General features: G+C 56.0%; 13 protein-coding genes. 6 read left to right on the top strand and 7 right to left on the bottom strand.

Translation table 11 applies throughout. The features are described from left to right. Positions 1-6: 6 nt before the first annotated feature. The 5 genes from ACWKXT_RS03730 to ACWKXT_RS03750 all read right to left on the bottom strand — a co-directional run bounded on the left by ACWKXT_RS03730 (position 7) and on the right by ACWKXT_RS03750 (position 2,428). Positions 7-879 (bottom strand): manganese catalase family protein, encoded by an 873-nt coding sequence (locus ACWKXT_RS03730; protein ID WP_080327133.1) that lies wholly within the window; start codon positions 877-879, stop codon positions 7-9. Between the two features lie 15 nt (positions 880-894). Further along, on the bottom strand, positions 895-1,401 hold the full coding sequence (locus tag ACWKXT_RS03735; protein ID WP_080327132.1) for a ferritin-like domain-containing protein: 507 nt from the start codon (positions 1,399-1,401) through the stop codon (positions 895-897). 25 nt (positions 1,402-1,426) lie between these two features. Next, positions 1,427-1,630: a hypothetical protein gene (locus ACWKXT_RS03740; protein ID WP_013096662.1), complete on the bottom strand. Its 204-nt coding sequence runs from the start codon at positions 1,628-1,630 to the stop codon at positions 1,427-1,429. Between the two features lie 23 nt (positions 1,631-1,653). Then, on the bottom strand, positions 1,654-2,148 hold the full coding sequence (locus ACWKXT_RS03745; protein ID WP_454531689.1) for a YciE/YciF ferroxidase family protein: 495 nt from the start codon (positions 2,146-2,148) through the stop codon (positions 1,654-1,656). A gap of 94 nt (positions 2,149-2,242) precedes the next feature. Further along, positions 2,243-2,428, bottom strand: coding sequence for a con-10 family general stress protein (locus ACWKXT_RS03750; RefSeq protein ID WP_004150795.1), 186 nt, complete (start codon positions 2,426-2,428; stop codon positions 2,243-2,245). Between the two features lie 507 nt (positions 2,429-2,935). On the opposite strand from ACWKXT_RS03750, the gene hglS reads away from it, so the two are divergent. Both hglS and ACWKXT_RS03760 read left to right on the top strand, forming a co-directional pair. Then, positions 2,936-4,279, top strand: coding sequence for a 2-oxoadipate dioxygenase/decarboxylase HglS (gene hglS, locus ACWKXT_RS03755; RefSeq protein ID WP_454531690.1), 1,344 nt, complete (start codon positions 2,936-2,938; stop codon positions 4,277-4,279). 43 nt (positions 4,280-4,322) lie between these two features. After that, a complete protein-coding gene (locus ACWKXT_RS03760) occupies positions 4,323-5,828 on the top strand; it encodes a carboxylesterase/lipase family protein (protein WP_454531691.1) in 1,506 nt (501 codons plus the stop codon). Here the strand turns inward: ACWKXT_RS03760 and ACWKXT_RS03765 are convergent. Beyond that, positions 5,815-6,657: a LysR family transcriptional regulator gene (locus tag ACWKXT_RS03765; RefSeq protein WP_454531692.1), complete on the bottom strand. Its 843-nt coding sequence runs from the start codon at positions 6,655-6,657 to the stop codon at positions 5,815-5,817. The genes ACWKXT_RS03760 and ACWKXT_RS03765 overlap by 14 nt on opposite strands. A 114-nt stretch (positions 6,658-6,771) precedes the next feature. On the opposite strand from ACWKXT_RS03765, the gene ACWKXT_RS03770 reads away from it, so the two are divergent. The 4 genes from ACWKXT_RS03770 (at position 6,772) to rimL (ending at position 11,216) form a co-directional block, all read left to right on the top strand. Then, entirely contained in the window at positions 6,772-7,941 is a 1,170-nt protein-coding gene (locus ACWKXT_RS03770; protein ID WP_454526858.1) for a methionine aminotransferase, read from the top strand. 10 nt (positions 7,942-7,951) lie between these two features. After that, positions 7,952-8,725: a transporter substrate-binding domain-containing protein gene (locus tag ACWKXT_RS03775; protein WP_454526857.1), complete on the top strand. Its 774-nt coding sequence runs from the start codon at positions 7,952-7,954 to the stop codon at positions 8,723-8,725. A gap of 241 nt (positions 8,726-8,966) precedes the next feature. Beyond that, positions 8,967-10,622 carry a glucan biosynthesis protein gene (locus tag ACWKXT_RS03780; protein ID WP_454526856.1) on the top strand — a complete coding sequence of 552 codons (1,656 nt, stop codon included), beginning with the start codon at positions 8,967-8,969 and terminating at the stop codon, positions 10,620-10,622. 45 nt (positions 10,623-10,667) lie between these two features. Then, positions 10,668-11,216 (top strand): 50S ribosomal protein L7/L12-serine acetyltransferase, encoded by a 549-nt coding sequence (gene rimL / locus ACWKXT_RS03785; RefSeq protein ID WP_454531693.1) that lies wholly within the window; start codon positions 10,668-10,670, stop codon positions 11,214-11,216. On the opposite strand, the gene ydcK is transcribed toward rimL, so the two are convergent. Further along, positions 11,211-12,191, bottom strand: coding sequence for a YdcK family protein (gene ydcK / locus ACWKXT_RS03790; protein WP_454531904.1), 981 nt, complete (start codon positions 12,189-12,191; stop codon positions 11,211-11,213). The two genes, rimL and ydcK, sit on opposite strands and share 6 nt — an antisense overlap. Between the last annotated feature and the right edge of the window lie 97 nt (positions 12,192-12,288).

The following is a 12,288-nucleotide window of genomic DNA, read 5'->3' on the forward strand; positions in this document are numbered from 1 at the left end:
AACCGATTACGGTTTACTCTTTCCGGCACCCAGCTCGGCACCGGTCAGCGGGTCGGAATGTGGATCGGACTTCGTGCGGGCAGACATCGCCTTAACCAGCGTAGCCTGTTCGGTCGTGAGCGTGACGCTGGCGCTGCCGTCTCCGCCATCAACGGCAGGCTGGGGGGACTCAACGTAATCGAAATGTTTATCGCTGTTCCAGCTTCCGCGGACCTCTCCACCTTCAGACATATTGTAGTACTTGTTGGTGAATTCCTCGATTGGCGGCAGTTTCCCCGGCGGGAAGTTGTTACGAATGGACTGCAGCGCCTTCTCAAAGGAGAGCTGATGCGCCGCCTCACGCGTCATCAGAAATGCCAGTGCATCTTTCACTCCGGGATCGTCAGTGACGTTAATCAGCCGTTCATAGATGATTTTCGCCCTGGCCTCTGCGGCCACGTTTGAACGCAGATCCGCCGTTGGCTCGCCGATGGTATCAACGTAGGCCGCCGTCCACGGTACGCCCGCGGAGTTTGTAAGCGGGGTGCCACCGCCGTAGAGCAGGGAGGTGATGTGGCTGTCATTACCGTTTTCGGTCATGGACCGGTACAGCTCAGCCTCATTTTCCACCCCTTCCGCCAACGCGCCTTTGGCACCTTTATTCAGCATGCCGACCAGCGTACCGATGATTTCGAGGTGGCTTAACTCTTCGGTCGCAATATCCATCAGCATATCTTTACGGCCCGGGTCGTCATCGCTCAACCCCTGGGTAAAGTAACGGCAGGCGGCAGCCAGCTCGCCCTGAGGCCCGCCAAACTGTTCCAGTAAAAGATTGGCAAGGCCAGGATTCGGTTCAGCAACGCGAACCGTGTACTGCAGTTGTTTTACGTGTCGAAACATACAGACTCTCCCTGGTTATTTTTTCGCTTCGACACCCGATGCGTCTGAACGCAGCAGGAACTGTTCCGTCGTTTGTGGAATATGGCGAATCAGCCAGTCGGCCATTTCACGCTCTTCTGCCAGAATCGTCTCGATGGCGGGCACCGAGGCGGTATCGCCCGCTTTTTTCGCGGCGGCAAGCAGGGAGGTATAGCACGCGATCTCAAACTGTTCGAACACATAGCCGCTGATAGAGCCTTTGACAATTTCATCAGAAGGGAACATACCGCCGATGGACTGGCCCAGTGCGGCCATTTTGCTCATCGAATCTTTTAAAACCGAACGAGAAATACCATTACGATCGAGAATTTCTTCCAGCAATGTAATTTGCCGTTTTGTCTCATTAATATGTTGCTCAATTCTGGCGCGAACATCAGGATAATTATCAATACGGCTGGCCATAGATTCCAGCATAGATTCGGCTTGCTTTTCCATCGCATGGGCATCGCGTAGCCAGTCATGGTAGTGTTCTACGTGATTCATCATTGTATCCTCATTATGGGTTCGCTTATTTGGTCTCACTTTCAGCAGCCTGATCGGCACGCGCAGCACTGTAGCCAGATAAATGGCCGACAATATTGGCGTAAATACTGATGATAATGACCCATAGCACGCTGTTCTTCCACCATATAACGGAAGGGATAGCGAGAATGAACCATATTATAGCTGCCGTTAAATGGCACCGTTTAATTGTCCTGGGACTGATGCTCATTTTATTTAACCTGTGTTATAGCGTCATTTTTGCGCTTTTTGGTTAATATTTCCAACGGCCAGATCGGTGAGTTTAAGGTCGGTCTCTTTTTCTTCTTCCAGCGTTTCGGCAAGAAGTTTAACGGCTTTTTTATAGCCCAGTTGTTCTGCTAAAGTGGCGAGGGTACCGTAACTCGCTATTTCATAATGCTCAACTTTTTGTGCGGCGGCTATTAATGCTGCATCACGGACTCCATTTTTTTCCGTGCTTTCGATGACTTCATTGGCTTCTTCAATTAAGCCTTCCATCGCCACACATTTCATACGTTTGAGCTTGATACCGTCTTCCTGTTCAACGATCTGGTCAATACGCTCGATCTGACCCTGCGTCTCTTCAAGGTGTGCGGTAAAGGCGGCGCTCAGCTTTTCGCTCGACGCGGCACGGGCAAGCTTGCTTAGCGCTCGGGTAAGCTGCTTTTCCGCGCTGTAGGTATCGGAAAGAAGATGAATAAAGACATCCTCAACACTTTTCATATTCATAATAATAACGCTCCGGTAAAATAAGGAAAGGGTACTGCGAGCCAGGCGGCCCGCAGCATGCTCTCTGGTAATACTAAAAGTGAATTAAATAAGATCAGGAGTTATCAGATTTACGGCCTCCGCCGTGACTGTTCTGTCCTCCTTTCTTACCCGCTTCAGAAGCGCGTTGTGGGTCGTTTTTAAAGTTACCACCGCTGTGCTGGCCGCCTTTACGGCCTGCTTCTGATGCTTTTTCACGGTCTTCAGCGAAATTACCGGAACCACCACGATGCTCTGCCATATTAAACCTCATATTCATATATTGGTTATGTCAGTACGATACGAAAATATTCCGTATCACTCGTCGTTCGATTAATAACTCTAGTCGCTGTGCGTCATTCGTCAAATGCGTTTCGCCATTCGCAGTTGCGATATATTTAATTATTGATGCGTTTGCGCTTCGCTTGGTTGGGAAATATGGATGGGTGGGAAGGACTTGTAAACAAACGCTCGGATTAGTCCTAACTTTTAGAAAAAAAAAGGAATGTTGATGCCAATAATAATGGCGTAGCCAAATCGATTAATTTGCAACCGATACGTTGGAAAAAAAGCACCCCTTTGGGGTTAGTAAGCGGAACCATAATTGATCATAAGGAAATCCTGGAAAAGGGTTACATGGTGCCCGGCCAGCAGCCGATAGCACACGGTTTGACCACTGGCGTCTTAAGATCACAAATCAGAAATTCTTCCCCCAGGAAGGAACGGCCTTCTCTACACTCCAGGTAATATTCACTGGAGGCATGACATCATGGCGAACACCATCACGGCTGATGATATTCGGGAACATTTTTCGCAGGCTATGTCGGCGATGTACCAGCAGGAAGTTCCGCAGTACGGCACCTTGCTCGAACTGGTTGCGGACGTAAACCTGGCGGTTCTGGAAAATAACCCACTATTACATGAACAACTGGCGAACGCCGACGAGCTGGCGCGCCTGAACGTGGAGCGTCACGGTGCGATCCGCGTTGGCACTGCAGAAGAGCTTTCAACCCTGCGTCGTATGTTTGCCATTATGGGCATGTTCCCGGTCAGCTATTACGATCTCTCGCAGGCGGGGGTGCCGGTCCACTCAACGGCGTTTCGTCCGGTTGACGATGCGGCGCTGTGTCGTAATCCATTTCGTATCTTTACGTCACTGCTGCGCCTTGAACTGATTGAAAACGTAGCGTTACGCGAGCGAGCGGCAGAAATCCTCTCACACCGGAACATCTTTACGCCGCGCTGTCTGGAACTTATCGACCTCCATGAGTCGCAAGGGCACTTTACCGAAGCGCAGGCGCATGAGTTTGTGCAGGAAGCTATCGAAACTTTCCGCTGGCACCGCCATGCAACGGTCGATCAGGAGACCTATCTGGCGCTGAGTAATGAGCACCGTCTGATTGCTGACGTGGTCTGCTTCCCTGGCTGTCATATCAACCACCTTACGCCGCGCACGCTGGACATTGACCGGGTGCAGGAGCTGATGCCGAAGTACGGCATTGAGCCGAAAATTTTGATCGAAGGCCCGCCGCGTCGTGAAGTGCCGATCCTGCTGCGTCAGACCAGCTTTAAAGCCCTTGAAGAACCGGTGCTTTTCGCCGGGGAACATAAAGGCACCCACACCGCGCGCTTTGGGGAAATTGAACAGCGCGGCGTGGCGCTGACCCCGAAAGGCCGTGAACTGTACGATAACCTGCTGGCCCAGGCCGGAACGGGTAAAGATAATCTCACGCACCAGCTGCATCTGCGGGACATTTTCAGTGCGTTTCCAGACAGCGAGATGTTCCTGCGCCGTCAGGAGCTGGCGTATTTTCGCTACCGCCTGACCCCGGCGGGAGAGGCCCATCGTCACGCGTTTCGCCCAGGCGATGACCCGCAGCCGCTGATCGAGCGCGGGTGGGTAGTGGCTCAGCCGATAACCTATGAAGATTTCCTCCCGGTGAGCGCGGCAGGGATTTTCCAGTCCAACCTCGGGAATGAAACCCAGGCGCGCAGCCACGGTAATGCCAGCCGCAATGCGTTTGAAACGGCACTGGGCTGTGAGGTTTATGACGAGTTCACGCTCTACGAAGAGGCGGAAACGCGCAGCAAACAGCGTTGCGGTTTGCTCTGAAACCGTTACTCTGCAGGGGTGTGATGGAAAAAATAAGGTCGTTATGCAAAATCCTTCCGCCCCTGTGGTTGAAACGCGCCTGGGCGCGCTGTCTGGCTTAACCGATGAAAATGTACACCGCTGGTGCGGTATTCCCTATGCCGCGCCGCCCGTTGGCAACTGGCGCTGGTGCTCGCCGCGGCCGCCAGAACGCTGGGATGGTGTTCGCGAGGCCACATCCTTTTCCCCTTCAAGCTGGCAAAGCAGCGAATATTGTCAGGAACTGGGCGGGGGCGATCCCGGTCAGTTCTCTGAAGACTGCCTCTATCTGAACGTCTGGTCTCCCGTCGACCGAAGCGGGCCGCTGCCGGTGATGGTCTGGCTGCACGGCGGCGGGTTTACGATCGGTGCCGGAAGCCTGCCGCCCTATAGCGGCAAAGCGCTGGCGGCGCGCGGCGTGGTCGTGGTCACGATTAACTACCGTCTGGGTCACCTCGGCTTTTTCGCCCATCCTGCGCTTGAGGGGGAAGAAGAGCGGGTGGTGCATAATTTTGCCCTGCTGGACCAGATCGCCGCGCTCGAATGGGTGCGGGAGAATATCGCCGCGTTTGGGGGCGACCCCAATAACGTGACCCTGTTTGGTGAGTCGGCGGGCGCGCGTAGTGTACTGTCGCTGCTGGCCTCGCCGCTGGCGGAAGGGTTGTTCCATAAGGCGATTGTGCAAAGCGGATATACCCTGCCGGACACGCCGAAAAAGCAAGCCCTGCAAAAAGGGGAAGCGCTGGCCGCCCATTTCGGCCTGCAGAACGCGACGGCAGAACAGCTGCGCGCGATCCCGCCCGAGGCGTTCTGGCCGCTCACTGCGCCGCTCAACATCGCCCCGGCGCCTATCGTTGGCGATTGCGTTCTGCCCGAGGCCATGCTGGACGTCTTTTTCGCGGCCCGCCAGCATCCCGTGCCGGTGATGATTGGTTCCAACAGCGATGAAGCCAGCGTGATGGCGGTGTTTGGTGTCGATCTCGCCGGGGAAATCCAGAAGCTTCGCCGCGAACGCCGCTTTGGCCTGGGGTTGATCAAGCTGCTCTATCCTGGCGTGAAAGGCGATGAGGAGCTGGGCAGGCAGGTGTGTCGCGATATGGCGTTCACCACGATGGGCTATGTGGTCATGCAGGCCCAGCAGCGCGTCGGCGGGCTTTGCTGGCGTTACTGGTTTGATTATGTGGCCGAAGCGGAACACGCCACCTATATCAACGGCGCCTGGCATGGCAATGAAGTGCCGTATGTGTTCGATACCCTCGGCCAGGTGGAACCTTCGCGCCAGTATGTCAACGAACGGGATCTGGCGTTTGCGGCCCAGATGGCCGACTACTGGGTGAGCTTTGCGCGAGACGCAGGTCGCCGCGACAGTCTGCCAGGGCCGACGCACTGGCCCGCCTGCCGCAAAGGGCGGGATGTGCTGTTACGTATCGGAGTGAATAAACATGCAGGTTTCAGGCTTGAAAACCGCTTTATGCGCGCCCGCATGAGCCTCTTTAAGCGGGTAATGAAGCACCACGTCAGCCTCGATTAAGCAAACAGGCGCGAAACGCCGCGAGACCATTTTCTTCGCCTGGCGTTTCGCGCAGCACCAGTCTGTAGCTGGCGCCGGTTTTGACGCTGCTCTCACAGGGGCTCATCAGCCTGCCTGCGCGGATATCTTCTTCGACCAGCGTTTCGTCGGCAATGGCCACGCCGAGTCCCTGAATGGCCGCAGTAATCGCCAGATCCATTGTGTCGAAGTGTTGATTTTTGTGCATGACAAAGCCCGGACCTTCCTGTTTCGTCAGCCACAGCGACCAGTCTGTCTTATCACGCGTAGGGTGAAGAAACGTCAGCGAGTCCAGCGCGGCCCCTGCCCGCACGGGGCTGAACACCGGAGTCAATGCCTCTTCAAACAGCAGATCGCCCGCGCTCATGTGCGTGCCGAAGACAATGGCCGCGTCGTAAGGTTCTGTTTTGAAATTGACGTTGTGATCGGTGGTGGTGGTCAGCGCGATTTGGAGGTCCGGCTGCTCACGCTCTACCTCCAGCAGACGCGGCACCAGCCAGCGCATCGCGCAGGTGGGGGCCTTGAGGCGGATCACGGTGTGCGGGCTGCGGGCCCGATCGGCCACGCTCAGCAGCTGCTCGAAAGCGGACTGCAGTTCCGGAAGCAGGGCGCTACCCTGCGGAGAGAGGCGCAGCCCGCGCGCATGGCGCTCAAACAGCGGAAAGCCAAACCACGCCTCAAGGGAGGCGATCTTACGGCTCACGGCCCCCTGGGTCAGACACAGTTCCGCAGCGGCATGGGTGAGGTTCAGGTGACGCGCGGTGACTAAAAATGCGTCGATGGCATTGAGCGGGAGCGAACGGCGCGACATAAAAACACCTCAGCTATGCATTTTTCTCATGGCTATTATGACAACAATTCGATTGTCCCGACAGCACAGATGTTGTTTGAATAGTTATGCAACGTCCATGAGAAGGGAAAGAGGATGACTTTACGAACGCCGGTACAAACGCGCTCCAAACTGCCAGATGTGGGCACCACCATTTTTACCGTTATCGGCCAGCTTTCGGCGCAGCATAACGCGATTAACCTTTCTCAGGGCGCACCGAATTTTTCCTGCGACCCAAAGCTGATCGCAGGGGTCACCCGAGCGATGGAGGCAGGGCATAACCAGTACGCATCGATGACCGGCCTGCAGCCGCTTAAAGAACGTATTGCCGATAAGATTGCCGCGCTCTACGGCACGCAGTATGACCCTGCCAGCGAGGTGCTGGTGACCGCCAGCGCCAGCGAAGGGCTCTATTCGGCCATAAGCGGGCTGGTGCATCCGGGCGATGAGGTGATCTATTTTGAGCCGTCGTTTGACAGCTACGCGCCTATCGTCCGTCTTCAGGGGGCGACGCCTGTCGCCATAAAACTCACGGTACCGGATTTTGCCGTCAACTGGGATGAAGTGCAGGCGGCCATTACCCCGAAAACGCGCATGATCATCATCAACACGCCGCACAACCCGAGCGGTCAGGTCTTCTCCGCCGATGACCTGCAACAGCTGGCGGCGCTGACGCGCAATACCGACATCATTATTTTGTCTGACGAAGTGTACGAACACGTCGTGTTTGACGGCGAGCCGCACCACGGGATGGCCACGCACCCGCAGCTGGCGGAGCGCAGCGTGATTATTTCCTCTTTCGGAAAAACCTATCACGTTACCGGCTGGCGCGTGGGTTACTGTGTTGCTCCGGCGGTTCTGATGGACGAGATTTGTAAAGTCCATCAATTTTTAATGTTTTCCGCCGATACGCCAATGCAGCACGCGTTTGCTGAACATATGGTCGACCCGCAAACCTGGCTGTCGCTGGCGGCGTTTTACCAGCGCAAGCGCGATCTGCTGCACAGCCTGCTGGCCGATTCGCCGTTTACCCTGCTGCCGAGCGCGGGATCGTTCTTCATGCTGGCGGACTACAGCCAGTTCAGCGACGAGCGCGACAGCGAGCTGGTGAAACGGCTGATCGTTGAGTACGGTGTTGCCACCATTCCGCTGTCGGCGTTTTATGCGGACGGTACGGATAATAAGTTGATTCGTCTCTCTTTTGCGAAAGATGAGGCGACGTTACGGGCAGGTGCCCAGGCCCTGTGTCGGGTTAAACCTCGCTGAGGAGTGTGAAATGAAATTACGCGCGTTAATAGTCGGCATGGGATTGCTGTGTACCTTTTCGTCCTTCGCGGCTACCGAGCTGCGCTACGGTCTGGAAGCCGAATACCCGCCGTTTGAAAGCCGCAATGCGGCAGGCGAACTGGAAGGGTTTGACGTTGAGCTGGGTAATGCCATCTGCAAAGCCGCGGCGCTGAAGTGCAGCTGGGTGGAAACCTCTTTTGATGCGCTGATCCCGGGGCTGGTGGCAAAGAAATTCGACGCCATCAACTCGGCGATGAACATCACCGGGCAGCGCCGCAAGAGCATTGATTTTACCCAGCCGATCTACCGTATTCCGTCGCAGTTGGTCGGCAAAGCGGGGACGGCGGTTGACGCCACGCCAGAAGGGCTGAAGGGCAAAACCATCGGCGTGCTGCAGGGTTCCATCCAGGAAACCTATGCCAAAGAGCACTGGGAAAAGCAGGGTGTCACCGTGGTGTCTTATAAAGATCAGAATATGGCCTGGGGCGATCTGCTGAATGGCCGTATCGACGCCTCGCTGGTCATGTCTGCGGCCGGGCAGGCAGGTTTCCTCAGCAAGCCGCAGGGGAAAGGGTTTGGCTTTATCGGCAAGCCGGTGTCTGACGACACCATCCTCGGCAGTGGGATCGGTTTTGGGTTGCGTAAAGGTGACGAGGCCACCAAAAAGCAGCTTGATGCCGCGATTGATAAAGTACGTGCCGACGGCACGATCGCTAAACTCGCTGATAAGTACTTTCCGGGTATCGATGTCAGCGTAAAATAACCGCCTCATTAGCCCCGGCGAACGATGTCGCGCCGGGGCATTTTTCTACACATTTTCCAGGCTTTCTTTACACCACTTTCGGGCCGTTCTGGTCGACAGAAAATATTTCTCACTTTGTTCAGATAATCACCGGCCAACAATTGGATTCTTAACCATTTTTGTTTAGGCTGTGCGTTCTTTCTTGCCGTCATTTCGCCGAGTGCGAACACATTCACACGACCATAAGGACGTTTTTCCAGGCATGAATCGCAGACGTTTTCTAAAAGGCTCGCTGGCAGTGGCAGCCCTGAGCGGCACCTCTGGCCTTGCTTCCCTGTTTTCCAAAGCGGCATACGCTGCTGACTCTGACATCGCCGACGGTCAGAGCCGTCGTTTTGACTTCTCCGTACTGCAATCCATGGCGCATGACCTGGCGAAAACCCCGTGGGGCGGTGCGCCGCGTCCGCTGCCGGAGACGCTGGCAACCATGACGCCGCAGGCGTACAACGCCATCCGCTACGATGAGAAGCAGTCTCTGTGGAACAACATTGAAGGGCGTCAGCTGGACGTGCAGTTTTTCCATATGGGAATGGGGTTCCGCCGCCGCGTGCGCATGTTCTCGCTGGACCAGTCCACTTCTATGGCGCGCGAGATCCACTTCCGCCCGGAGCTGTTCAGCTACGGTGAAACGGGGGTGGATACCAAACAGCTGGAAGGGCAAAGCGATCTCGGTTTTGCGGGCTTCCGCGCCTTTAAAGCGCCTGAACTGGCGCGTCGCGATATCGTCTCTTTCCTCGGGGCGAGCTACTTCCGTGCGGTGGACGATACTTACCAGTACGGCCTTTCCGCGCGCGGCCTGGCGGTAGATACCTTTACCGACACGCCGGAAGAGTTTCCGGACTTCACCTCCTTCTGGTTTGAAACCGTCAAGCCTGGCGACACTACCTTTACCGTCTATACGCTGCTGGACAGCCCGAGCATCACCGGTGCTTATAAATTCGTGATCCACTGCGAGAAGAGCCAGGTGATCATGGAGGTGGAAAACCATCTCTACGCGCGTAAGGACATCAAGCAGCTCGGCATTGCGCCGATGACCAGTATGTTCAGCTGCGGTAATAACGAGCGCCGCATGTGCGATACCATTCACCCGCAAATCCATGATTCCGACCGCCTGGCGATGTGGCGTGGCAACGGGGAGTGGATCTGCCGTCCGCTGAACAACCCGCAGAAGCTGCAGTTTAATGCCTATATGGATAAGAACCCGAAAGGGTTCGGCCTGCTGCAGCTCGATCGCGATTTCTCGCACTATCAGGACGTGATGGGCTGGTATAACAAACGCCCGAGCCTGTGGGTTGAACCGCGCAACGACTGGGGTAAAGGCTCGGTTGGCCTGATGGAGATCCCAACCACCGGGGAAACGCTGGATAACGTGGTCTGTTTCTGGCAGCCAGAAAAAACGGTGAAAGCGGGTGACGAGCTGGACTTTAAATATCGCCTGTACTGGAGCGCCATGCCGCCGGTGCGTTCCCCGCTGGCTAACGTCTACGCGACCCGTACCGGTATGGGTGGGTTCCCGGAAGGCTGGGCGCCGGGCGAAAATTACCCGAAAGTGTGGGCGCGTCGCTTCGCTATCGATTTCGTCGGTGGCGACCTGAAGGCCGCTGCGCCAAAAGGCATCGAGCCGGTGATCACGCTCTCCAGCGGCGAAGCGAAGCAGATTGAGATCCTCTACGTTGAGCCGTTTGACGGCTATCGCATTCTGTTTGACTGGTACCCGACGTCGGATTCGACCGAACCGGTGGACATGCGCCTGTTCCTGCGCTGCCAGGGCGATGCCATCAGCGAAACCTGGCTGTATCAGTATTTCCCGCCAGCGCCGGATAAACGTCAGTATGTTGATGACCGGGTAATGCGTTAACGATCGATTCCCTCTCCCTCCGGGAGAGGGTTAGGGTGAGGGGCAATGACCGCAACACAATCCGAAACTATTCCCGTATCTGACGCGCTCGAGCTTCGCGCCGTCGAAGAGCGCTATACCGCCGATCTGCACACTCTCGTCGTCAAAAACAGAGCCTTTCTGCAAACCGCGTTTGACTGGGCGCAGCATATCGGAAGCGTTGAAGACACCCGACGCAACGTGCTGAGTAACCAGATGCTGCACCAGCGCGGCTACGCCAAAATGTTTTTGGTCTTCAGGAACGATGAGCTGGTCGGCGTGCTGTCGTTCAATGCGATCGAGCCTGCCAACAAAGCCGCGTACATCGGTTACTGGCTGGATGAAGACCACCAGGGGCAGGGGATCCTCTCCCAATCTTTACAGGCGCTTATGCGCTACTACGCCGGGCGCGGCGAAATCCGCCGTTTTGTGATCAAGTGTCGGGTGGCAAATCAGAGCAGCAACAGCGTTGCCCTGCGCAACGGTTTTACGCTGGAAGGGTGCCTGCGGGAAGCGGAATACCTGAATGGCGCCTATGACGATGTGAATATTTACGGGAAGATTTATACCCTATAACGCGCCCAGCAGCGGCGTGCGGGTGATGCGCTGGTCGCCGTTAATCACCTTTTCGCCGCGCAGGTGAATGGTTTCCCCGGCAAAGGCTTCAATCACCGCATCGTCGGTAATTTCAACCCGATGCTCAATCAGTACGTCGCCGCTGATGCGCGCGCGTCCCTGAATCACTACCTTATCATCCAGCATGATCGGCCCGCCGCGCAGCCATGCATGGCCACCGATCAGAACGTGATGTTTAATGACGCAGTTTCCTTCTACCACCGCGTTTTCGGCCACCTGCGAGCTGTAGCGCACGGTCGGGATAGCATCGTCTTCGAAACCGGCTATCACCCGGGCGTTGCCGTACACTTTGGCGCAGTCGCACACCCAGACGTTGTTGAGTTCATTACCTTCGAGGATCGCGCAGTCGAACACCTCGGCGCGGTGCTCAACGAAGGCATTATTCACCATCGCCTCACCGTAGATTTGCGCCTGGTGGACAATGCGCGAACGGCTTACCGTCGCCCTGTCATAGATTTGCAGGATCTGGTCATGATCCGGCGTGAGCCCTTTGGCGGCGATGATAACGCTATTGTGCAGGACGCGGGCGTCGCCGTAGATATGGCATTCGCCCCGCACGCAGGAGTGCTGAATGGTGACGTTGTCACTTATTCGCGCTCCGTGGCTGACTTCTGCCGCGTCCAGCCAGCAATTGTCGCCTGCAAGGGCGTCATGGCTCAGGGTACACGGCAGGGTAAGGCGCGCGTTGCCGGACACGGATGCCCCGGCGAACACCACGCTGTTTTCGTCATAGATCCAGCATTCTCCCTCCTGAGACAGGGCACGCTCATCGTCAATCCAGCCGCCTTTCGTGCCGGTCGTCACATCATTAAAATCTGCCGTGGCGATGATTTGTCGCAATGTGGTCGAGTGGGTAGTTTCGCCATTTTTCCACTGCCAGATCCGGGTTTCATCGCTGAGCCGATATTTGTTCATCATGTTATCCCTGGTGAGCGTCTCCACTAAACGTAGCAAACTTTCGGCTTTCCGTTGTGCTGGCATCCGTTGCGGAAACCCCTTAAAATGGCATTTA

Source organism: Enterobacter sp. UPMP701 (assembly GCF_053709515.1).